Origin of the sequence: Roseovarius marisflavi (assembly GCF_900142625.1) — a bacterium.
In the GTDB taxonomy this organism is placed as follows: Bacteria; Pseudomonadota; Alphaproteobacteria; order Rhodobacterales; family Rhodobacteraceae; genus Roseovarius; species Roseovarius marisflavi.
The window spans coordinates 1-21,298 of the sequence record NZ_FRBN01000002.1 but is presented as its reverse complement, the minus strand read 5'-3'; the positions used below and the strand labels follow the sequence as shown (position 1 = coordinate 21,298).

Here is a 21,298-nt window from a genome sequence, read left to right as displayed (position 1 = left end):
AATGCGGTGATCTTACGCGTTATGCAAGATCGGAATGGTTTCAGACTATGTTTGAATTGGCATTTTTACGCCGCTCTTGCCTAGGCTTGAAACATCAAAATAAGGCCGATCAACGGTCAAACCCCAATTGCGCAACACCAACAGGAGAAAGTTATGACACTTACAAGCAAAGCGCTGGCCCCGATGATCGCCGCCGCCGCAATCGCAACCACCGCCCTTCCGGCAACGGCCGAAACCGTGATCCGCCTGTCGACCTATGTGAACGAGGCCGATATCCGCTATGACGGTTTCGTGCATTTTGCCGAGCTGGTCAGCGAAAAGACCGGCGGCAGCGTCAAGGTTGAAATCTTCCCCTCGTCCACGCTGCATGGCTGGTCCGAGGGTGTGGATGCGGTTCAGGGCGGCGTCTCTGACATGAGCTGGATTCCCGCCGACGAGCGTCTGCCCTGCTATCGCGTGACCTCGCTTTACCCGGTGGCGATTGACCTTGAAAACCAGGTCGAGCTTGACGCGGGCTATGCCGCTCTGGTCAAGGACGAGGCGGCCAAGGTCAATCTGATGCCGGTGTTCAATTCGAACTATTCCTACGACCAGGAATGGTGGTTCGAGGATGGGATCGAGGATCTGGGCAAGCTCGATGGCAAGCTTGTGCGCTCGATCGGGCCGCTGGTCAGCCTGATGATCGAAACCTGGGGCGGTCAGCCGGTTTTCGTGGCCCCCAAAGAGGTGTTCCAATCCGCCGAGCGTGGCGTGGTTGACGGCATCAACATGGGCGTTGCCACCTATTCAAGCTGGAAGCTCTGGAGCGTGATGCCCTATATGGTCAACGCCAACCTGTTTTACGGCAACGTCAATTACATGATGAACATGGACAAGTTCAACGGCATGACCGCCGATGAACAGGCCGCCGTTCTGGCCGCGGCGAGCGAGACCGAAACCTGGCTCAAGCCGCGCTATGAAGACTGGGTTGATCAGCGCGTCGGCAATGCGGTGATGAAGGGTGGCGGCGCCGCCGTTTCCATTCCGCAGGAACAGCGCATGGCCCTGATCGACAGCGTGCAGGGCACCTGGGACAAAGAGGTCGATGCGGCCTGTGGCGCGGAACTTGCCGGCAATATCCGCGCGCTTTTCGCCTCGCACGCACCTTAAGTCGCGCCAAGTCGGCCCGCCCCTCGCAATGCCGGGGCGGGCCTGTTCCGCAAAAACGGAGGCAGTCGCATGTCCCTCTCTCGTATGATCGCGCTGTTTGAACGCGTGGTGATCTTTATGGCCGCTCTCGGGGGCGTCATCGTCCTGATACAGATGGTCTGGATCAGCTATGGCGTTTTCACCCGCTATGCGATGAACGCACCCGACCGGATGGTCACCGAGGCAACCGCGCTTTTGCTGTTTCCTGTGGCCTTTGCCGGGCTCGCCTATGCGCTGCGCGAGGATGCCTATCCGCGCGTCACGATGCTGACCGACCGGTTTCGGCCAGCGGTGCGCAAGGGCTTTGCTCTTCTCAATATGGGGCTGATGCTGGCGGTGGGGCTGTTTTTCTCGCTCGCGGCGATCAAGGCCACCACGGGGGCGTTCAAATCCGGCGCCTCATCGGAAATCCTGCTCTGGCCGCGCTATGCGTTCTGGGCGCCGGGGACTGCGGCGCTGATCCTGTTTTCCATCTACGCGGCCTTGCGGTTGGCACGGCTGGTGGTGACACCGGCCAGCGACCTGAAATCGGAGATCTGACATGGAATGGTATGAAGTCGGCCTTGGCCTTTTGGGTCTGTTGATGTTGCTGATCGCCATCGGCTTGCCGATCCCTTTCGCACTGGCGGCGGCGTCCTTGCCGTTCCTCTGGCAAATCCAGAGCTTTGAGACATCGCTTGTCTCGTCACAGCTTAAACTCTGGGGGGTATGGATCGACTATATCCTTCTGGCGGTGCCGCTTTTCGTGTTCCTTGGCGAGCTGATCGGCAAGTCGAGCATCGGCCCGAACCTTTACCAATTCCTGCATCAGGGCGTGCGCATTCGCGGCTCTGCTGCTTACGGCTCCATCGGGGCCTGCGCCGGGTTTGGCGCGGTTTGCGGCTCGTCCATGGTGGGCGCCCTGACGATTGGCGGCGTGGCCTTGCCGGAAATGCTTCGGCTTGGCTATGGCAAACGCCTGTCGGCGGGGGTTCTGGCGGCGGGGGGCACGCTTTCGGTGCTGATCCCGCCCAGCCTGATCCTGTTGTTCTACGGCATTGTCACCGACCAGAGCATTGGCGACCTGTTCATCGCGGGTGTCATTCCGGGGCTGGTGCTTGTCTCGGCCTTCGTTCTTGTGGTGCTGGTCTGGGGCATCCTGCGTCCGCAGGACATCCCCAACAGCGAAGATGCGATGCGCATGCCGTTGATGCAGATTTTAGCCACCGTCGGCCCGATCCTGTTGATCGGTCTGGTGATCACCGTCGCGATTTACGCCGGTATCGCCACCCCGACCGAGGCCGCCGCCGTTGCCGCCCTGTTGACCGTCGCCCTTGCCTTCGGGGTGGGCGGGCTCACCTGGCAGGGCTTTAAAGAGGCGCTTTTTGCGACCATGCGGACTATGGGCTATCTTGGCCTCTTGTTGTCGGCGGGGGTGCTGTTCGGCTTTGTTCTGACCTATTATCGCGTGCCGCAGCAATTCACCGAACTCTTCCTGAGCTTTGATCTCTCGCCCTATGTGGTGCTGATGATCGTGCTGGCCTTCTACATCGTCTTGGGGATGTTCCTCGAGCCGGTCTCGATGACCTTCATCACTCTGCCGACGATCTATCCGCTGATGTCGGCGGCGGGGTTTGATCTGATTTGGTTCGGGGTGGTCTATACCATCACCATGGAGATCGCGGTGCTGACGCCGCCTGTGGGGCTCAACCTTTATGTCATTCAGGGCATCGGGCGCGGGCAGGTCACCATCGGCGATGTCATCATGGGCTGCCTTCCGTTCATCGGCGCGCTTGTGGCGTTGATTGCCCTTCTTATCCTCTTGCCGGAGACCGCCCTATGGCTGCCCGATCAGATGCGCTGAGCGACCTGCCGATTTCCGTGCCGCAGAGCTATCGGCGTGCCGGGTCGGGCTCGCCGCTGGTCTTGGTGCATGGCTATCTTGGCGGGGCCGATCAATGGCAGGACATGATCGCGCATTTCGCGCCGGGCTTTGATGTGATTGCGCCCGATCTGCCGGGCTGTGGTGGGAACGCGGGGCTGCAAGGCCCGGATCGGATAGGTGATTTTGCGCATGCTGTTCTGGCCCTGCTGGATGAGCTTGGCGTGACCGAGTTCACCCTTCTGGGCCACTCGATGGGGGGCATGATCGTACAGGAAATGGCCCGGCTCGTGCCGGAGCGGGTCACGCGGCTTGTGCTTTATGGCACTGGCCCGCTTGGCATGATGCCGAACCGTTTCGAGCCGATCGAGACCTCCCGCGAGCGCCTGCGCGTTGATGGGGTGGAAAAGACCATCGCCCGGATTGGCGCCACCTGGTTTCGCGAGGGCGCGGCGGGGCAGGGCTTTGATCTGGTGGCCGCCCTTGGCCGTCAGGCCAGCACCGCCACCGCTTTGGCGGCGCTGGATGCGATGGCGCATTGGGACGGGCGCGCGGCCTTGGCCGAACTGGGCATGCCCGCGCTTGTGATCTGGGGCGATGGCGACCGGTCCTATCGCTGGCCTCAGGTTCAGGCGCTATGGGAGGGGCTGCCGGATGTGCGCCTTGCGGTGGTGCCGGGCACGGCCCATGCCGCCCACCTTGAAAAACCCGCGCTGTTCAACATGCTTCTGGCGGATTTTCTGAGCGAGGCCTAAGCCGGGGGCGTGCCGCCCAGCTTTTGCGTAAGCTCGCGCGCGGCGTCGGCGACCTGTTTGCCGATCGCATCAAGGCGCGACTCCGGCAGGCGCGCCGCCAGCCCCGAGACCGAGATCGCACAGGCCGCTTCACCCTGCGCCGACCAGACCACCGCCGCAAGACAGCGCAGGCCGGTCACATGCTCTTCGTCATCAAGCGCATAACCCTGCGCGCGGATGCGCTTGATATCAACCATCGCCGTGGTCAGGTTGCGGTGCGAGCGTTTGGTCATCGGGTGAAACCCGGTGCGCGCCACGAAAGCGGCGATATCGGCGTCCTGCCAGGTGGCCAGGATCGCCTTGCCCATGCCCGAACAAAATGTCGGCACGCGCCCGCCCGGCGGCGAGATGGCGCGCATGATCTCGCGGCTTTCCACCTGGCTTATGGTCACAAGCTCGTCATGATCCAGGATGCCAAGATTGGCGGTCTCGCGCGTCAGATCCCGCAACCGGCGCAGATAAGGCAGTGCAGGGGCCACGAAATTATGCCTCCGCCCAAAGGCAGAGCCGACCGCAAAGGCCTCTCTCCCCACATGCCAGAGCGCGCGATCCGGCTCGAACTGGCTGAAATTCTGAAGCTCCAGCGTGGTCAGCAGCCGATGCGTGGTCGATACCGCAAGCCCGGCCTGACGGGCAATGTCGCTCACCCGCAGGCCTTCGTCATTCTGGCTCAGGATTTTCAGAAGCCTGAGCGCGCGCGCAACGGATTGAACGCCTTCTGTCTTTGGGTTAATCACTTCGGTATACCTTTCCATACAATGGAAAACATTTTTCCTTTCCTTACATGTTCCGCGATCCCGCGTTACCCCCCGAGCCAAATAAAAGGAGACCGGATATGACCACTTATGTTGAGCGCCACGGCCTGTCAGTTGCCGAACCTCTTGCCGCGCTGATCGAGAACGACATCCTGCTGAATGTCACGGCGGATCAGTTCTGGTCAGGTTACGCCGCAATGCTGCGCGAGCTGGGGCCTGTCAATGCCGCCCTGCTGCAAAAGCGCGAGGATTTACAGGCAAAGATCGACGCCTGGCACATCGCGCGGCGCGGTCAGCAGCTTGACGGCGAGGCCTATCGCGCATTCCTGAGCGAAATCGGCTATCTCGTGCCCGAGCCCGACCCGTTTTCCGTGAGCACGCAGAATGTCGATGCCGAGATCGCCACCATCGCCGGGCCCCAGCTTGTTGTGCCGGTGATGAACGCGCGCTTTGCCCTGAATGCCGCCAATGCCCGCTGGGGCAGCCTTTATGATGCGCTTTATGGCACCGACGCAATTGAGGGTAAGCCAGAGGGCAAAGGCTTTGATCCCGCGCGCGGGGCAAAGGTTATCGCTTGGGCGCGCGCGCATCTTGATAAGGTTGCCCCGCTGGCGGCCGGATCATGGGCCGATGTCACGGCGCTTGAGGTTGCAGGCGGCGCGCTTTCCATCAGCACCGGCGGCGCGGCCACCGGTCTTGCCGATGCGGGCCAATTCGCGGGCTACAAAGAGAACGGCAACGTCTTTTTGCGGGTGCATGACCTCTTGATCGAGATCGTCATCGACCACACATCGCCGATCGGAAAGAACGATCCGGCCGGCATTTCGGATCTCCGTCTGGAAAGCGCGATGACCGCGATCCAGGATTGCGAAGATTCGGTTGCCGCCGTGGATGCCGAGGATAAGTGCCTGGTGTACGCCAACTGGCTTGGCCTGATGCGCGGAGATCTGAGCGAAGAGGTCGAGAAGGGTGGCAAGGTGATCACCCGCCGCCTGAACCCCGATGTCGACTACCTTGACCCGGCGGGCAATCCGGTGACCCATCCGGGCCGTGCGCTTCTTCTGGTGCGTAATGTGGGGGATTTGATGACCACGGATGCGGTGCTTCTGGATGGGCAGGAAACCCCCGAGGTCATGCTGGATGCCGCCGTAACCGTGGCCGCCGCGATGCATGATCTGGCCCGTACCGGAACGCGCAATTCGCGCGCGGGCTCGGTCTATGTGGTCAAGCCCAAGATGCACGGCCCCGAAGAGGTTGCCTTTGCCGACACGCTTTATGGTCGGGTCGAGGATATCCTCGGCCTTGCGCGCAATACCGTCAAGCTTGGCGTGATGGACGAGGAGCGCCGCACCTCGGCCAATCTTCTGGCCTGTATCAAGGCGGTGAAAGACCGCTGCGTCTTTATCAACACCGGTTTCCTTGATCGCACCGGCGATGAAATCCACACCTCAATGCAGGCCGGGCCGGTCATCCCCAAAGGCGAGATGCAAGGCGCGATCTGGCTGGCCGCCTATGAGGCCGGCAATGTCGATGCCGGGCTTGCCGCCGGGATGTCCGGCAAGGGACAGATCGGCAAGGGCATGTGGGCCAAGCCCGATGACATGGCCGAAATGCTCAAGGTCAAGATCGGCCATCCGCTTGCGGGCGCCAATACGGCATGGGTGCCTTCGCCGACGGCGGCCACGCTGCATGCCACGCACTACCACCAGGTCGATGTGCTTGCGCTTCAGCAAGAGTTGAAGGGTCGTGAAAAGGCCTCGCGCAGCGACCTTCTGACGCCGCCGCTGATGATCGGGCGCAACCTTTCTGGCGAAGAGGTTCAGCGCGAGCTCGACAATTCCTGTCAGTCGATCCTTGGCTATGTGGTGCGGTGGGTCGATCAGGGGATCGGTTGTTCCAAGGTGCCCGACATCAATGATGTGGCCCTGATGGAAGACCGCGCAACCCTGCGGATTTCGGCGCAACATCTCGCCAACTGGCTTGTGCATGGGATCTGTACGCCCGAAGAGGTCGACGCCTCGCTGCGCCGGATGGCGCCCAAGGTCGACAGCCAGAACGCGGGCGATCCGGCCTATGTGGCGATGGCGCCGGGCTTTGACGGGGTTGCCTTCAACGCCGCCCGCGACCTTATTTTCAAGGGTGTGGAACAGCCCTCGGGCTATACCGAGCCGCTGTTGCATGCCGCACGCCGTGTGGCCAAGGCCGCCTGAGGAGAGACCGATATGATGACGATCAAAAGACTGGATCTTGGCGATGCGGGTGTTCTGCTTGCGGGCGCGCGCGCCCGCGCGGCAGAGATCGGCGTGCCGATGTGCATCGCGATCACCGACGAGGGCGGCAATCTTGTGGCCTTCGAACGGATGGATGGCGGCAAGGTGACCTCGATCACCATTGCCATCGACAAAAGCTTTACTGCCTCGGGCGCCAAGAAGGCGACCCACGAATATGGCGAGGTCAGCCAGCCCGGCGAGCCGGTTTACGGCATCGCCTCGGCGATTGGCGGGCGCTTGATGGTGGTTGGCGGTGGCCTTCCGGTGGTGGTTGATGGCGATGTTGTCGGCGGTATCGGCGTCAGCTCTGGCACACCGGCGCAGGATCGCGATGTCGCTCAGGCCGGGATCGACGCGTTTCTGGCGGCGCAGGCCTAGGCAGGACTCCAAGATTTAAAACGCGGTCTCGCCCGAAACTCCGGGCGGGGCCGATTGGCGTTTATAGGCCGAGGTCAGTGCCCCTGAACCGCCGACCAGATGCCGAAAACCCCGACGCAGACAAGGCTGAGCGCCCAGACCAGATCGAGGTTGAACCAGCCCCGCGACAGAAACTTGAGGCCAAGCCAGAAATAGATCACCGTCGCGATCACCCCGCCCGCGAGCGTCATCGCAAGCGTATGCACCCCCGCCACGAGCAAGGCCGTCCTTAGCGTGCCGGTCATCAGGCTTTGTGCCGCCACATGGCCGGTCTCGCCGCCATTGGCCGTGCAAATCCCCAGAAAGATCGGCAAGAGCATCAACCCCGCCCCATGCGCCATCGCCGCAAGGAACGACCACAGCGCAAGCCGCGCCGGATGGATGCGCGCGAGAATTCTCGGGTGGCGTCGGTTGATCAGAAGATAGCCCCCCATCGCGATCACGATGAGACCGGCACCGATGCGGATGCTGGTCTGCCATTCCAGCAAGACCACCATCATCGAGAACGGCAACAGGATTGCCAGCATCGCAAGGAAATGCCCAAGCGCCAAAAGCGCGAGCGCCGAGGCAAGCGCCCCATGGCGTCGCTCCATCAGGGCGGCCGAAACCGCCAGCGGCCAGCCCATGCCCGGATTGATGCCATGATAGACGCCCGCAAAGACGACGGCCCCCCAGAGGGCCGTCACCGAGGACGGATCAGGGATCATTTAAACCGACGGGTAGCAGAAGCTGTCGGTCGAGCAATCGCCGCCCTCAAGGCGGATCTGATGCGCGCGCAGGCCCTTGGGGAAGTCGATGTAGAAATCCTTATCGAGCGTCAGACCGCCGTTTTCCCCGACATGCGCCATTACCATCTGGCCGCCTTCGTCATTGGGATAAAACTGATCATCCCAGGTGGAATAGAGCGAATTGGTCCAATAGACCCGTTTGCCATCGCGGCTTATCTCGACCATCTGCGGGCCAAAGGCGAAATCGCCGCCGTTGGGGTGCTTGTGATGGGCAACGATGCCGCCAAGCTCGACCTTGCCGGCAAGGACCGGGTTCATCGGGTCGCTGACATCGTATTGATGCATCTCGCCAAGGCCCCAGCAGGCGACATAGAGGTATTTGTCGTCCAAACTCAGGTCGATATCCGTGACCAGCGGCGGCACCGCGCCAAATCCCTTAAGCAGGTCGGGAAGATCATCGGCATCGGCGGGAACGGGATCAATCGTGATCGTCTTTTTCGACTGCCAGACGCCGTCATCATCCCGCCACCAGGTAAAGATCGCGCCCTGAAGGTTGGTGGTATCCACCACCACGCCACAAAAGCCATAGGATTTGGTCGGATCATGCGCCGGGCGGATTTCAAGTGCCATCTGGTGATTGTCGCCAAGGTCCATGGTCTGGATATTCTTGCGCGCCCGCAAATCCCAGAAGTGGATCGAATGACCGTATTTGTTGCTCAGAAGATCCTCGGGCACGATGCCATTCTCGAATTGCGGCGGCAGGCCCCATTCCGAGCTGACCATGTAATCCTGCGGCAGGTTCCACCAGAAATCGTAATGCTTGTCCTGCTTGCCGCGATCCATCTCGTAACGACCGATGATCTCGAAGGTTTCGCAATCCATGATGAAGATGCCCGGAGGGCCGTCGGTGCCGTCGGGGCCACCGCCACCAAGGGTCGAGACATAAATGCCCTCTGGCCCGCAATGGATCGTGTGGGGGCGTGAATAGCCCGTCTTTTCAAAGAGTTCCTCTGGCTCAATAGTCTTGTGGATATGCGCCTTGAGGGGGTCTTTCACGTCGATGATATAAATCCGCGAGGACCGGATGCCGGGCACGATCAGATAGCGGCGCTCAAGAAACGCGTGGCCCGAAAGCGGCGACAGGGACGATGAACAGGCGTTCCAGCCAAAGTGGTGAAACTCGTCGCCCTTGTTGGGCACGATCACCTGATGCACGATCTGCCCATAGGTCTCGGAACCGGGTTTGAGATCGACAACCGCGATCCCGTCGGATTGCGAGCCATCCGGGCTCAGCATCACCGTAAAGGCGTAATTCTCGACCGGGGCCTGCATCGCAAGCTTGGCGGATGCGTGAAAGGTGGGGTCTGGTCTCAGGGTCATCTCTCTACCTCCCAATAGAAATCTGCCCTCCATCCGGAGGAACTTGTTTTGACCGAAAAGAGCCAGCCCTGCGCAAGAGCGCCAAGCTGACTCGCTCTGCGTGTTTTTTGTAGCACAGGTTTGCGTTTTGCGCGTAACGCTTTTCAGGGCCGCGCTTTTGGGCTGGCGCGGGGCGCGGTCGCGGTCGGTAACCGATGCCCCAGATTGGACCAAAGCAATTCTTATTCAAGACACATTCGATTTTTAGTCTGGTGTCGTGAATGAATGAAAAGGCGAAGCCGATGCTTGTTTCCGTGGTTGTTCCCTGCATGAACGAAGAAGAGTCGATCCCTCATCTGGTGGCACGGCTTGAAAAGGTCGTCGCGCCCTATGGAAAACGGGCCGAAATCCTTTTGGTTGACGATGGATCAACCGACGGCACCTGGGCCGAGATCGAAGCAGCGCGCAAAACCTGCAGCCAGCTGCGCGGCCTGCGGCTTTCGGCCAATCGCGGCCATCAGGTTGCCCTGACCGCCGGGCTAGAGGCCGCACAGGGCGAACGTATTTTCATGCTGGATGCCGACCTTCAGGACCCGCCCGAGCTTTTGGGCGATATGATGGGAATGATGGATCGCGGTTATGACGTGGTCTATGGCCGTCGCAGCGAACGTCAGGGCGAAACCATCTTCAAACGCGCAACCGCCTGGGTGTTTTATCGCGCGCTCAACGCGATGTCCGATGTTGATATCCCGCGCGATACCGGCGATTTTCGCCTCGTCAGCCGCAAGGCGCTTGACGCTGTCCTGTCGATGCCCGAGCGCGCCCGTTTCGTGCGTGGCATGTTTGCCTGGGCCGGGTTCCGCCAGATCGGTATCGAATACTGTCGTGCGCCCCGTGCCATGGGCGAAACCAAATACCCCCTGCGCAAGATGATCCGCTTTGCCACCGATGCAATGACCGCGTTTTCGACGCGCCCGCTCAAGTTTGCGACGCGGATGTCCTTCGCCAGCCTTGGCTTTTCCGCTTTGATGATGATCTACGTGCTGCGCTCGCTGATCCTCTATCAGACCGCGCCTGGCTGGGCGTCGGTTGTGCTGGCGATCAGCCTGTTTTCCGGGGTTCAATTGCTGACCCTCGGGATTTTGGGGGAATATATCGGCCGCCTTTATATCGAGGCCAAGAACCGCCCGCTTTACTTTGTTTCCGAAGACACCCGTGGCGCCGAAACCGTGCCGCTGCGCAAGCTGGCCTGAGCATGCGCCGCAAGGGTGTCATACTGCGCTTTGGCGTTATCGGCGTTGCGGTGGCGGGCGTCTATGTTCTGCTTTACCTGGCGCTTCAGGGGCTCGGCCTGCCACAGGCCGGTGCAAACGCCCTGGCTTTTGGTATTGCCGTCCTGGTTCAATATGCAGGTCAGGCGCGGTTCACCTTTGGGCGGCGCATGGCCGACACTGCGCAGATCGTCCGCTTTGGCGTGATGATCGCCCTTGGCTTTGTCACATCGGCCGTGATCACCGGGGTGATCGCGCCGCAGATGGGGCTGGCAGACTGGCTTGCCGCCGTGACGGTGACAGTCATCCTGCCTGTTCAGAATTTCGTGCTTATGACCCTTTGGGTCTTTTCCGGTCAGCATTTCCAAGGAAACAACGCATCATGACACATATCTATTCCGATACCTTCTTTGATTACATCGACCAGGGCGCGCGCCGGTCTGCGCAGGCGTTGCTGGGCCGTCTTGGGCCATGGTTGCAACCGCAATCGGTGCTGGATCTCGGCAGTGGCAGGGGGGTCTGGCTTGACGAATGGCGCAAGACCGGCGTGCGCGATGTGCTTGCCGTTGACGGCGATTATGTCAACCGCGCACAGCTTGCCGTGCCCGAAGACAGCTTCATGGCCGCCGACCTGACAGCGCCGGTTGTTACGGATCGCCGCTTTGACCTCGCGCAGAGCCTTGAGGTCGGGGAACACTTGCCCAAGGCCGCATCCAAAACCCTGGTCGAGAGCCTGACGCGCGCCTCGGACCGGGTTCTGTTTTCGGCGGCGGTGGTGGGGCAGGGCGGTGAATTTCACGTCAATGAACAACCGCTGTCCTATTGGCAGGACCTTTTTGCCGAGCGCGGCTATCACGCCTATGATTGTCTGCGCCCGCATCTGAAGAATGATCGTTCTATCGAGCCCTGGTATCGCTATAACGCGATCCTCTATGTCAATGACGCCGGGCGCAAAGGCCTGCCCGGTGACGTGCTTGACCATGCAGTCGCACAGGGCACGCCGGTGCCAAACGGTGGCGACGTCCTATGGCGCTTGCGCCGTGGTGTCGTGTCGAACCTGCCGCAGGGCACCGTCACGCGCATCGCGCAGGTCCGTGCCGCGATCATCGCAGCCCGTGCAGGTGGCAAAGCGACCGCGGCATGACTGCCGCCGCGATCCAGTCCACCGCAACCGCAAACCCGATGCCGCAAAGCGCGGCGCTTCCGCTTTTGCCGATCACTATCGTCGCCCTGCTTGGTGTTCTGGTCATCTCGCTCCCGAACCTTCTTGACCCGATGATACGCCACGATGACTATCCGGCATTTTTTGCCGAGCCGGAATGGTTCTGGAACAAGACCCTGCATGAAGGGCGCTGGCTCAATTATCTCTGGCACCTGCGCGAAATCGTGACCCCCGCGTGGTTTAACTTTGCGGTCTATCAAATCCTTTGGGCTGTCGTGGCCGCAGCCCTTGCCGTGGCCGCGATGGGGCAGAACGCGAACCGCTGGTTCTCGGGCGTGCTTGCGCTGTTCATTCTGGTTTCAATTCCGGCGACAATGATTTCGCTCTGGTTCAATACGTTGATTCCGGGGCTTGCCATTGTGGCGCTTTATGCAGTGCTCAGTTTGCGGATGCCGCGCGCGGCGCACAGGGCGCTGCTGCCGCCGTTTGTGATCGCCAGCTTCATGGCCTATACGACCTATCCGATTATCCTGTTGGCCGTTTGCCTGTTTCGTACCGAAAACAGGTCGTTGCGTGATCTGATCGGGCTTTTGGTGCTGTTTGTCGTTAGTTTCGTCACAGCGATTCTGATCACCTATGCGATCAATTGGCAGGTGCATGGCATTTTTGGAATTCCTCTGGCCGACTGGCGCGATGCAACCCCGGCGACCGGCCTCGGGGATATGGCCAGGAACCTGCCGCAGGTGGTGGACACGTTTGAAACACTGATTCAGACGCTGAGCTGGAACACGACGACGATCGTGTATTTTCATCTGGCAACCCTGACAGGCGCCACTCTGGTTCTGATCCGCCTCGCCCCGAAAGAGGCGCTCTATCTGCATGCCGGGCTGTGGCTTGGCATCGCGATTCTGGCATCGCAGAGCCTTAAGCTTGGCGTCCAAGTTCCGGTGCGCAGTTTTACCTTCGTCTGGGTTTTCTATGCGGTCATTGTTGTGCGCGCTGCTGTACTGCTTGGTGACACGCCTGGTTTGCCGGCCCGTTTGGCGCGTGGTCTGACGGTGTTGATTGTCCTGTGGTACATTCTGAAAACGGTGATCGAGACCACCGTCTATCGCGACTGGCAGGCCGAAACCCGCGCCATGGCAACGGCCGTCCAACAGGCCGAAGGCCCTGTTCTGGTGTACGGCGATGTGACGGCGCTGAGCAGCGTTGTAGCGGCCGACATCCATTCAGAGCTGGCCTTGTCGTTTCGGATAAGGCAGCTGTCAGGGCGCAGCATCGTGCTCTGCCACACCGATGCCGAAACCTGCGACGAAATCGAGGCAACAGCCGACCGCCCGACGCCCCTTCGCGTAAGGATCGAAGAGGTGGATGGCAAGACCCGCCTGACCTACCCAACCCGGTGAAATCCTGCGCTCTGGGCCGGTCGGTTCAAACCGCCTGAGCATACGCCAGGCTGCGTGGCCCCGCTGCTTGGTGTCTCCGGAAGGTCGCCATTCGGTCGTCCCCATACAAAGAGCATGCAGCTGATCTGCTGCGCCTGGCCCTTGAGCCGGTGGCGGGCAATAGCCTGGCGCATGCCTTGGTCGAGATCATGGGCACTCCGGTTGCGGGAAATGATTGGGATGGCTTCGGGAAATCCGCGAGGCGTGGGATAATGGCGATCCGCGCATGACTGAGCGCAATCGAACCGTTATTCGTGCGATCTTCTGCAAATGAAGGACAACAAGATGAATGGACCTGTCGAAAATGGAGGCCAGGAAAGTTACGGTAGTCGTCCTGGCTTTGGTCCAAGTGGATGATCTCGCGGCTCGTTTTGAAATAGCTGACTGGATCAGCTTTGGTCATCTTCAGGCGCTACAATTCTGCCCGGCCCGTCTCACGTCGGTTTCCTCTGATAATGCCAGCAAGAAGTCTCAGATCAGTAGCGGGCACAATCCGACCTCTGAACATACAGATCAACGCCCCAAGGCCACCCCTAGCGCGCCCGCCATACGCGAGATGGCTGCAGGCTGCGGCGCCGTGCGGCTCAGGTAATCCGAAGCTGAATACCCCCACCAGTCCCAGCACCCCTTCGGATTTCCCGCGAACCAATTATACCAAGGTGATGGAGTTTTTACCGCCTGTGGATAGAGAACAACGATGTTGTTCGCTTCAGCCCAGCCGTTATAGCCAGTAAGCCGTGCGTAATCCTCGCCCATGGTCTCGCGACCCTGGTTACATCCATGCAGCGCAATATGCAGACGACAGACTTCGCCTTCTGTACAGGCGACAGGCACATAGACGAAGGCTTTGCTATCCATGCCCGCGACGTCCTCGGTATAGAGCGACTGATCGAATGTGAGCAACCCCAAGTCGCGCGGCGCGATCGGCTGTGACAGCTCACCATAGAGCCAGTTCAGAATGTCCCCCGCTTGGTCAATATCGCAATCGATCAGGAAATCAGGCTGGGTCTTTGCGCAGGCGGTCAGCGCCTGTTCGGTGACGAAACCATGCCCTGCATCGACCGATACCGTATAATTGATGGCCATTTCCGGTATGCCCAGTGACAGATAGGTTTCCTTCAGGGCGTCCATCGTCGCGCGCGCCACGGTGTGGTCGGATTTGCCGTGGAACAGATAGATTCGATCAGGGTCGATGTCATCGAGAGGGTCGATTTTGCCCTGTTCAGCCAACGTCCGCATGCTGGCAATCGCCTCAGCCGGATCGGGACCGTCCCAAAACGGGTTCATGCACACATAGAGCGCCCGCCAGACTGATTTATCGGCACAATTGAATGGCCCGCCTGCAACAATGCCCACCCCGCTGATTGCTGATGAGAATGCAACTTGCAACTGCACCGCCATGAAGGCGCCACTGGACAAGCCGGAGACCGTGGTTGCCGCCGGATCAAGGTTCAGCAACGGCAGCGGATCCGCCAAACTGGCGCCAGGCCAGAGAACGCAACCCAGAGCAACCATCCGAACTCTCTCCAGGAGCATCGTCGCAGGAGACTTTGTTGCGATTTTTCCTGCCGGGCAGTCACGGCGAGTGTCCCCAAAGCTTTTGAAAATGTTCATTCCTGGTCAACCTCTCGACCTAAAGCCAAAAACCTCGGGCTGAGTGACACCAGGCTCGGCGCGAGCAGGTGTATGCCGCCCTGGAGTAGTTTCCGTGATCAGACGGACCTGACCTTCGGGTTCTTTGGACAGTCCTAGCAGACCGGCGCATGCGGGCAAGGAAAAGCGGCCAGGCTCTGGACCTGTAAACGCGTCACGACGTCAACAGCAGCGTCCCCCCTTTGACCTGAAGCAACGGATCAACGCGGAGCATTTTCGTTCTGTGCCAGGGTCGGAGGCCTTTGTTGCAAGGATAGCCGGTCTCGCAGGGATTCGCAGGGCGTATGTTCACTGGGGCGCCATGTGCCCATTGCCATTTGAGCCAGCGTTTCAACACTCGCGGATGACATCGCCGGACCAATCACCCACACACCTTGCCCCCTGTCGTCAGACGGAGCATTCTAGCGTGAACACAATCGAAAGGCATTTCAAATGAAAGTTGTCGTTATGGGGGCGGGCGTCATCGGCGTTACCACCGCGTATTATCTGGCCAAACAGGGCGCAGACGTCGTGGTCATAGATCGTCAGGTCGGGCCAGGGTTGGAAACCAGCTATGCGAACGCGGGAGAGTTGAGCTATGGCATGACCTCGCCTTGGGCAGCGCCGGGGATACCCATCAAGGCAATCAAATGGCTGTTCATGAAGCGCCGCCCGCTGTTCATCTGGCCGCTGATCAGCCCAACCATGTGGAAATGGTGCGCCCAGATGCTGCGCAATTGCAACGACGACAGTTATCGCATCAACAAGGGGCGCATGGTGCGGGTGTCGAACTATTCGCGCGACGTGATGCCAGAGCTGATTGCCGAGACAGGCATTGAATATGATGGCCGCGCGCAGGGCACCCTGCAGCTTTTCCGCACTGCCAAGCAGATGAAGGGATCAAAGGCGGATCAGGAAATCCTTGCCGAATACGACTCTCCCTACGAGGTGCTCGGCCGGGACGCCTGCATAGAGGTTGAACCGGCCCTGGCCGAGGTGCGTAACAAGTTTGTCGGCGGCCTGCGCCTGACCGCAGATCGCACCGGGGATTGCCGATTGTTCACCATGGCCCTGGCCGATAAATGCGCGGAAATGGGGGTTGAATTCCAATACGGACAGTCGATCAGATCCATCGCAATCGAGAATGGCAAGATAGCGGGCGTGGACACTGAAATCGCCGGGCGAATTACGGGGGATGCTTATGTTTGTGCCATGGGCAGCTATGCGGTGAACGTGCTGAATCCCATAGGGGTCAAACTGCCGGTCTATCCGGTCAAGGGGTATTCCGTCACGCTGCCTGTCACCGACGACGCGTTTGCACCACAATCCACAATCATGGACGAAACCCATAAGGTCGCCATCACCCGCCTCGGCGATCGCATCCGCGTTGCTGGCACGGCGGAAATTGCGGGCTATTCGAACCGTCTCGGCCCGCATGCCACCGATACGGTGAAACATGTGATCGGCGATCTCTTTCCCAAGGGCGGCGACATCTCGCGCGCCGAAGGATGGACCGGTCTGCGCCCGATGACACCAGATGGCACGCCTGTTTTGGGGCCGACGCAATATGACAACCTGTTCGTGAATACCGGCCACGGAACGCTGGGGTGGACGATGGCCTGCGGGTCGGGCAGGGCGGTGGCCGATGTGGTCCTGGGCAAAGAACCGGAGATTTCATTTGAAGGGCTGACGGCGGCGCGATACTTGCGCTGACAGAACGTGGCCTGGCTGCAGTCGATCCCTTTGATGTTTTGGAGTAACCGTGTCTGTCCTGCGGCACATTGTGATGGAGACACTCATATAGCTGGGCGCGAGGTGTCGTGATGTCCTCAAATGTGGTCGCCCGAAGGCTGTCATTTTGCACTTCGCTCTCGCGCATGCCCACAAAACGCCTTGCGGTCGTCGTTTCTACATTTGGAATGCCCCGGCGTCACAGCAGTTAGCCGCGCCGCCGTTCAGCATGGTGTTTTTGTGTCGAGTCCAAATGAAAGCTGAAGCCGCAGCTATTGTGGCTAAGGACCGTTTGTGGCCAACGACCGTTTTGTCCGTGGTCAGGCCGTTCCCACAGAATTCAGTTTAGCACTCTGGAAACGGCCTCAATCAGTTCGAGGACCTCGCGTGTTTCATTGTCGACGCGGATCAAGCTGTCACCAACGCGGTAGTAGCTTTGTCCGCGGGGTAGCCTGGGCAAGTTGTATCGCCGCCGATCATAATCGCTCAGATAGTCGTTTCGGTCGTATCTGTCGCCGATCCGATAGATCTTCTTGGCTTGGCCGGGAGGCACGCAAGGCGGGTTTTTCTTGGCCAGCCCCGGTGGGCAATCGCCAATCTTGGATTTCGGCTGCGCCGCAGCTTGTCCGACGGGGGAAAAGGCCATCAACGCTATCAACATAACAGAACAGTATTTCATCCTACCCTCCAAATTGTCTGCTTGATCTGAGCGGACCATGAGCGGCTTCGAAGTGTTATTCAATATCAATCCGTGAAAACCGCAGAGGTCACATACGATCCAGGCAACCTTGACCGGCCAATGGCAGGACGATCTGGTGCCGGTGCTGAGGCGCGGCTATGGCGGCCACCCAAACTTTGGTAAGTTCTGATCCTCGGGCGAGGAATGGCTAAGCACCTCGTCCCGCAGAGTGGTCAATGGATGGACTTGGGAGAATTGCGGCTTCGAGCCAAAAGTGAACGCGTTCGGGTACCAGAAGCTCATCGCATACGCAGATGCAGCCGTGCAGCTTTCAAAGTGCCGCCATTCCTTTAGCGCCCCGAAATTCGGGGCCCGGCATTGACGGTGTCGCGACTTTCCGACATGCGCCTTTGTTCCGCAGTTCCGCTATTTCAGGCGTTTGATCGTCCGCTCAATCAGGTCATTTACCTGCATCGGCGACTCGATGGACGACGAATGGCCCGTGTGCCTGAAAACGACCAGTTCCGATCCCTTGATCGCCGCATGCATGCGTTCTGATTTACTGGGCTCCGTGGCGACGTCCTCGTCTCCGACCCCAATGCCGGTTGGAATCCTGATCTCGTTCAGAAGATCGCTGCAGCCGTCACGGTCGATCACACCCGTTACAGCCCGCGTGATGCCAATGCGGTGATTGCCGGAAATTGCCTTACGCCACCGCTTCTGCTCATTCATGCGAGCCGCGTCCTTCAGGAAAGTCTGCCCAAACAAAATTGGCATCACACGGCCAACAACGGCCCACAGCCCTACCCAACGGGCCACAAGGTTGAGTATCCGGTATTTCGGTCCGGTTTCTATCGCCTCAGGGTCGGCAGACGTATTGAGCAGGGTCAGCGTTTTCAACAAGCCCGGGTTCCGAGCGGCCAGCCGAATACCGACAAATCCGCCCATGCTTAGCCCGACAAAGTGACACGGAGCGACATCAAGGTGCTCGATGAGCGCCGCCGCATCTGCCGCCAGCGTCTCCATATCGTATCCATCGTCGGTCACTCCACTCTGTCCCTGACCACGGTGATCGAACGCGATGCAACGGTAGCGACCTCGGAAATGGGCGACCTGCTTGTCAAACATGGCCGCATTCATCAAGAGGCCATGTGAAAATACGATCGCCTCTCCTGAGCCGCCTGTGTCAGTGAAGTGAATATGCGCTCCGTTCAGGTCAACATGTGGCAATTTTCTTTCCCCTTTGCAGTGGCTTTCTGCCATTGAAGCCTAACATAGCATCAACGGGGCGTGTCCGGCAGACCCGCCGGTTCAAGAGAAAAAATCCACCGGTTGCTTGATCAAGCCCTTCTCCGCGTATGCATGGGGGCGTGATGTTTTCGCCGGGTCTTTTCTGGTCGTTGTTGGCGGTGCAGAGTTGTTCACCGGAAACGCTCTGATGGTCATGGCAGATGTTGACCGAAAGATATCTGCTCGCCAATTGCTACGAAGCTGGGGAATTGTGTATCCGGGAAACCTGGCAGGCGCGGCGGGACTTGCTGTGGCCTTCGGGTTTTCCGGCATTTTGCATGGACCTTTTTGGGGCGTCAGGGCGCGCGCTATGCGGTGTGCGCTGCTGACGTTCGATTTTCCGTGTCGTCGCAGCCAGCAAGCGCCCTGGCCATCTGAAGGTGCGCTCGATGCAGTGGGCGAGCGGAGCTTGCCCATCGAAATCTCCGCTCCCGGCCCGTTGCAACCGTTCTCCGGGACGTCAGCCCAATTCCTGGGCCCGAACGATCAGAGTGTTATGACAGTCGATCCCGTTGTTTGGCGGCTCTCGAGTGCGCGATGCGCATCGACGATTTGTTCAAGCGGATATGTCTGGCCGATCTTGACCTTGATGGCGCCACTTTCGACTTTGGAAAAAAGATGCTTTGCCATATCCTGACAGCGCGCATGATCCGCCAAAAAGGTAAAGAGCGTGGTGCGCGTCAGCTTCAGCGAACCCTTGCTTGCAAGGGTGAGAAGGCTGACCGGATCAACCGGTCCTGATGCGTTGCCAAAGGAGATCATCATGCCGAGTGGCTGGATGCAGTCGAGCGAGCCGCCGAACGTGTCCTTGCCCACTCCATCCATTGCGACGCTGACACCTGCGCCGCCGGTCAGCTTTTTTACTTCTGGCACAAAATCATGTTCCCGATAGTTGATGCAATGTGCCGCGCCGTACTCCAGCGCAAGCTTGCACTTTTCATCCGTCCCGGCCGTGCCGATCAGCTCGATGCCCTCGGATTTTGCCCATTGGCATGCCAGAAGTCCGACGCCGCCGGCTGCCGCCTGGAACAAGACCTTGTCGCCCGCTTCGAGCGGCCAGACCCTGTGAAAGAGATACTCCACCGTCATGCCTTGAAGCATTATGGCGGCGCCTTCCTCGAAAGAGATGCTGTCGGGCAGGGGGCAGACCTGAGCGGCAGGCATGACGCGTGCGTCGCAATAGGCGCCCGGTGGCATGGACGCATAGGCGGCCCGGTCCCCGGGCTTGAGGTGAGTTACCCCATCGCCTACGGCCTCGACGATCCCCGCCGCCTCCATCCCCAGGGCATGCGGCAGGTCAAGCGGGTAGAGACCGGTGCGCTGATAGACGTCAATGAAGTTGAGCCCGCAGGCCTTGTGTCGGATTCTGATTTCGCCAGCCCCCGGATCACCAACCTCGCGATCGACGATTTTCATATTCTCCGGACCGCCAAATTCTTCGATGATAACGCTACGTGCCATCTGCGCTTGTTCCCTGTTCCAGAAGAGGTGTTCAAATGGAAATGAACATCCCTGTCCGACTTTGTCCAGATACCAACGATTGGATGCAAAGGAATATAAAGGAATATAACGACGTGTTCTGGCTTGTGACCCTTGAAGCGCAAATGGGCATGGAAAGTCTTGCGATTGCGTTGGACATGACAATTTTTACAGGCAAGGGTCAAGCAGACAAGGGGCAAGGGGGCAGAGTCAGAATGGGGTTTGATAAAATGAAATTTCTAAGGCTTTTTTCTGATGATGACGGCGAAAGCCACTGGGAAGATGTCGAAGTAACTTTGGACGAACGCAGCTTTGCGCCGCCTGCTCAGAATATCGAAATCTCCGACCCGGAACCGGTGAAACAGACGATGTTCCTGAGACTGAGGTCAGGATGGAACGAGCCAATTCATCCAACGCCGGTTGCTCAAAAGCTCATTTGTCTCTCGGGCACAGTAAGGGTGACCGCCAGTGACGGTGACTTCCGCGACATTGGCCCGGGCGATGTATGGCACATGGAAGACAGACACGGGAAAGGTCATCATACGAAGGTAATAAGCAAAGAAAACTTTGAATCCGTAATCATTCAATACGAGTGACCCACATACAGGGATAGCCTGAACCGCAGCAAAGTCTGCAGACCTGCCATTCCTTCATTGCGGCCTCAGTCCTGCCTTCATCTTGTCCTTGTGAAACATGACATCCTCCTTTGCTGGCTTGGCTGCCTTTCATAGCCGCTAAAGGCCTTTGGCCGTCTTGAAAGGGCCATAGGACGACCAAACGGCCTGAACATCGAGGCCCCACGCAGTGGTCGAGGTATGAGCGCAAGCGATTTCAAATACAAACAGACCCAAACTTCCGGACGACTGTGTCAGCCAAGTTGGTCAAATCTCCCTAAATGCCAAGCCGCAGCCAAGAGCAATTCAAGGCCCTGTCGCGACCTGGCTCTGGAAAGCCCGCATCGGGTGTTCCAGTTTAATGGTCTTGTCACGCTTGCGGTCCGGTTTCTCAACTCACTCAGGCGGCCTTTCGTTCGAAGGCCAAGGGGCTTTTGCCTCCCGGCGATGAATGCCGCCGCCGTGGATTGTAGAACCCGTTGACATACTGGAATGTCGCGCCCTCTGCCTGGCGACGTATGTCCCGGCGGGTGCGCCGGATCAGCTCTGCCGTGATGGATTTGAAGACCGTCTCAACCATGGAATTGTCGTAACAATTTCCCTTGCCGCTCATGGATATTCTG

Annotated in this window: 19 protein-coding genes and 2 pseudogenes; 13 read left to right on the top strand and 8 right to left on the bottom strand. The window is 59.4% G+C overall.

The features are described 5' to 3' along the window. Window positions 1-153 precede the first annotated feature (153 nt). The 4 genes from BUB78_RS02380 to BUB78_RS02365 all read left to right on the top strand — a co-directional run bounded on the left by BUB78_RS02380 (window position 154) and on the right by BUB78_RS02365 (window position 3,804). Entirely contained in the window at window positions 154-1,149 is a 996-nt protein-coding gene (locus BUB78_RS02380) for a type 2 periplasmic-binding domain-containing protein (protein WP_084732733.1), read from the top strand. Window positions 1,150-1,218: 69 nt separating this feature from the next. Then, on the top strand, window positions 1,219-1,728 hold the full coding sequence (locus tag BUB78_RS02375) for a TRAP transporter small permease (protein WP_073194700.1): 510 nt from the start codon (window positions 1,219-1,221) through the stop codon (window positions 1,726-1,728). Between the two features lies 1 nt (window position 1,729). Continuing rightward, on the top strand, window positions 1,730-3,031 hold the full coding sequence (locus BUB78_RS02370) for a TRAP transporter large permease (protein WP_073194699.1): 1,302 nt from the start codon (window positions 1,730-1,732) through the stop codon (window positions 3,029-3,031). Then, window positions 3,007-3,804 (top strand): alpha/beta fold hydrolase, encoded by a 798-nt coding sequence (locus BUB78_RS02365; protein ID WP_073194697.1) that lies wholly within the window; start codon window positions 3,007-3,009, stop codon window positions 3,802-3,804. The genes BUB78_RS02370 and BUB78_RS02365 overlap by 25 nt, the downstream gene beginning before the upstream one ends. On the opposite strand, the gene BUB78_RS02360 is transcribed toward BUB78_RS02365, so the two are convergent. Then, window positions 3,801-4,598 (bottom strand): IclR family transcriptional regulator, encoded by a 798-nt coding sequence (locus tag BUB78_RS02360; RefSeq protein ID WP_073194696.1) that lies wholly within the window; start codon window positions 4,596-4,598, stop codon window positions 3,801-3,803. The genes BUB78_RS02365 and BUB78_RS02360 overlap by 4 nt on opposite strands. 80 nt (window positions 4,599-4,678) lie before the next feature. On the opposite strand from BUB78_RS02360, the gene BUB78_RS02355 reads away from it, so the two are divergent. Both BUB78_RS02355 and BUB78_RS02350 read left to right on the top strand, forming a co-directional pair. Next, the gene (locus tag BUB78_RS02355) at window positions 4,679-6,808 is read left to right on the top strand and encodes a malate synthase G (protein ID WP_073194694.1); all 2,130 of its coding nucleotides are present in this window, start codon (window positions 4,679-4,681) and stop codon (window positions 6,806-6,808) included. 12 nt (window positions 6,809-6,820) lie between these two features. After that, complete coding sequence (locus BUB78_RS02350; RefSeq protein ID WP_073194691.1) at window positions 6,821-7,246, top strand: GlcG/HbpS family heme-binding protein; 426 nt, start codon at window positions 6,821-6,823, stop codon at window positions 7,244-7,246. 74 nt (window positions 7,247-7,320) lie between these two features. Here BUB78_RS02350 and BUB78_RS02345 read toward each other — a convergent pair whose 3' ends face one another. Both BUB78_RS02345 and BUB78_RS02340 read right to left on the bottom strand, forming a co-directional pair. Next, entirely contained in the window at window positions 7,321-7,992 is a 672-nt protein-coding gene (locus BUB78_RS02345) for a hypothetical protein (RefSeq protein WP_073194689.1), read from the bottom strand. Then, a complete protein-coding gene (locus BUB78_RS02340; protein WP_073194687.1) occupies window positions 7,993-9,393 on the bottom strand; it encodes a selenium-binding protein SBP56-related protein in 1,401 nt (466 codons plus the stop codon). A gap of 281 nt (window positions 9,394-9,674) precedes the next feature. On the opposite strand from BUB78_RS02340, the gene BUB78_RS02335 reads away from it, so the two are divergent. The 4 genes from BUB78_RS02335 to BUB78_RS02320 are packed head-to-tail and all read left to right on the top strand — an operon-like array spanning window position 9,675 to window position 13,211. Then, window positions 9,675-10,625 (top strand): glycosyltransferase family 2 protein, encoded by a 951-nt coding sequence (locus BUB78_RS02335; protein ID WP_073195197.1) that lies wholly within the window; start codon window positions 9,675-9,677, stop codon window positions 10,623-10,625. A gap of 2 nt (window positions 10,626-10,627) precedes the next feature. Continuing rightward, window positions 10,628-11,029, top strand: a complete 402-nt coding sequence (locus BUB78_RS02330; RefSeq protein ID WP_073194685.1) for a GtrA family protein — start codon at window positions 10,628-10,630, stop codon at window positions 11,027-11,029. Further along, entirely contained in the window at window positions 11,026-11,787 is a 762-nt protein-coding gene (locus BUB78_RS02325; RefSeq protein ID WP_073194684.1) for a methyltransferase domain-containing protein, read from the top strand. Before BUB78_RS02330 ends, BUB78_RS02325 begins: the two co-directional genes overlap by 4 nt. Continuing rightward, window positions 11,784-13,211 (top strand): hypothetical protein, encoded by a 1,428-nt coding sequence (locus tag BUB78_RS02320; RefSeq protein WP_073194682.1) that lies wholly within the window; start codon window positions 11,784-11,786, stop codon window positions 13,209-13,211. Before BUB78_RS02325 ends, BUB78_RS02320 begins: the two co-directional genes overlap by 4 nt. A 552-nt stretch (window positions 13,212-13,763) precedes the next feature. Here the strand turns inward: BUB78_RS02320 and BUB78_RS02315 are convergent. After that, on the bottom strand, window positions 13,764-14,864 hold the full coding sequence (locus tag BUB78_RS02315; RefSeq protein WP_245813334.1) for an extracellular catalytic domain type 2 short-chain-length polyhydroxyalkanoate depolymerase: 1,101 nt from the start codon (window positions 14,862-14,864) through the stop codon (window positions 13,764-13,766). 471 nt (window positions 14,865-15,335) lie between these two features. On the opposite strand from BUB78_RS02315, the gene BUB78_RS02310 reads away from it, so the two are divergent. Continuing rightward, window positions 15,336-16,595, top strand: a complete 1,260-nt coding sequence (locus tag BUB78_RS02310; RefSeq protein WP_073194679.1) for a D-amino acid dehydrogenase — start codon at window positions 15,336-15,338, stop codon at window positions 16,593-16,595. 358 nt (window positions 16,596-16,953) lie between these two features. Here the strand turns inward: BUB78_RS02310 and BUB78_RS02305 are convergent, their stop codons facing one another. Further along, complete coding sequence (locus tag BUB78_RS02305; protein ID WP_245813333.1) at window positions 16,954-17,274, bottom strand: RcnB family protein; 321 nt, start codon at window positions 17,272-17,274, stop codon at window positions 16,954-16,956. A 444-nt stretch (window positions 17,275-17,718) separates the two neighbouring features. Then, complete coding sequence (locus tag BUB78_RS02300) at window positions 17,719-18,555, bottom strand: alpha/beta fold hydrolase (RefSeq protein WP_220083972.1); 837 nt, start codon at window positions 18,553-18,555, stop codon at window positions 17,719-17,721. A gap of 175 nt (window positions 18,556-18,730) precedes the next feature. On the opposite strand from BUB78_RS02300, the pseudogene BUB78_RS21075 reads away from it, so the two are divergent. Further along, window positions 18,731-18,799, top strand: a pseudogene (locus BUB78_RS21075) (hypothetical protein); the annotation flags it as partial. Window positions 18,800-19,068: 269 nt separating this feature from the next. On the opposite strand, the gene BUB78_RS02290 reads toward BUB78_RS21075, so the two are convergent. Further along, complete coding sequence (locus tag BUB78_RS02290; protein ID WP_073194677.1) at window positions 19,069-20,043, bottom strand: quinone oxidoreductase family protein; 975 nt, start codon at window positions 20,041-20,043, stop codon at window positions 19,069-19,071. 35 nt (window positions 20,044-20,078) lie between these two features. Here BUB78_RS02290 and BUB78_RS21070 point away from each other — a divergent pair, with 35 nt between their 5' ends. Then, the gene (locus BUB78_RS21070) at window positions 20,079-20,657 is read left to right on the top strand and encodes a cupin domain-containing protein (protein ID WP_245813332.1); all 579 of its coding nucleotides are present in this window, start codon (window positions 20,079-20,081) and stop codon (window positions 20,655-20,657) included. 418 nt (window positions 20,658-21,075) lie between these two features. Here the strand turns inward: BUB78_RS21070 and BUB78_RS02280 are convergent. Further along, a pseudogene (locus tag BUB78_RS02280) lies at window positions 21,076-21,298 on the bottom strand (IS3 family transposase); the annotation flags it as partial.

Bases quoted from the DNA above. Each gene is read 5' to 3' on its own strand.
- BUB78_RS02315 (WP_245813334.1), bottom strand. From the start codon at position 14,864: ATGAACATTTTCAAAAGCTTTGGGGACACTCGCCGTGACTGCCCGGCA.
- BUB78_RS02365 (WP_073194697.1), top strand. From the start codon at position 3,007: ATGGCTGCCCGATCAGATGCGCTGAGCGACCTGCCGATTTCCGTGCCG.
- BUB78_RS02330 (WP_073194685.1), top strand. From the start codon at position 10,628: ATGCGCCGCAAGGGTGTCATACTGCGCTTTGGCGTTATCGGCGTTGCG.
- BUB78_RS02290 (WP_073194677.1), bottom strand. From the start codon at position 20,043: ATGGCACGTAGCGTTATCATCGAAGAATTTGGCGGTCCGGAGAATATG.
- BUB78_RS02360 (WP_073194696.1), bottom strand. From the start codon at position 4,598: ATGGAAAGGTATACCGAAGTGATTAACCCAAAGACAGAAGGCGTTCAA.
- BUB78_RS02335 (WP_073195197.1), top strand. From the start codon at position 9,675: ATGCTTGTTTCCGTGGTTGTTCCCTGCATGAACGAAGAAGAGTCGATC.
- BUB78_RS02310 (WP_073194679.1), top strand. From the start codon at position 15,336: ATGAAAGTTGTCGTTATGGGGGCGGGCGTCATCGGCGTTACCACCGCG.
- BUB78_RS02300 (WP_220083972.1), bottom strand. From the start codon at position 18,555: ATGGCAGAAAGCCACTGCAAAGGGGAAAGAAAATTGCCACATGTTGAC.
- BUB78_RS02380 (WP_084732733.1), top strand. From the start codon at position 154: ATGACACTTACAAGCAAAGCGCTGGCCCCGATGATCGCCGCCGCCGCA.
- BUB78_RS02325 (WP_073194684.1), top strand. From the start codon at position 11,026: ATGACACATATCTATTCCGATACCTTCTTTGATTACATCGACCAGGGC.
- BUB78_RS02320 (WP_073194682.1), top strand. From the start codon at position 11,784: ATGACTGCCGCCGCGATCCAGTCCACCGCAACCGCAAACCCGATGCCG.
- BUB78_RS02370 (WP_073194699.1), top strand. From the start codon at position 1,730: ATGGAATGGTATGAAGTCGGCCTTGGCCTTTTGGGTCTGTTGATGTTG.
- BUB78_RS02345 (WP_073194689.1), bottom strand. From the start codon at position 7,992: ATGATCCCTGATCCGTCCTCGGTGACGGCCCTCTGGGGGGCCGTCGTC.
- BUB78_RS02355 (WP_073194694.1), top strand. From the start codon at position 4,679: ATGACCACTTATGTTGAGCGCCACGGCCTGTCAGTTGCCGAACCTCTT.
- BUB78_RS21070 (WP_245813332.1), top strand. From the start codon at position 20,079: ATGGAAATGAACATCCCTGTCCGACTTTGTCCAGATACCAACGATTGG.
- BUB78_RS02340 (WP_073194687.1), bottom strand. From the start codon at position 9,393: ATGACCCTGAGACCAGACCCCACCTTTCACGCATCCGCCAAGCTTGCG.
- BUB78_RS02305 (WP_245813333.1), bottom strand. From the start codon at position 17,274: ATGTTGATAGCGTTGATGGCCTTTTCCCCCGTCGGACAAGCTGCGGCG.
- BUB78_RS02350 (WP_073194691.1), top strand. From the start codon at position 6,821: ATGATGACGATCAAAAGACTGGATCTTGGCGATGCGGGTGTTCTGCTT.
- BUB78_RS02375 (WP_073194700.1), top strand. From the start codon at position 1,219: ATGTCCCTCTCTCGTATGATCGCGCTGTTTGAACGCGTGGTGATCTTT.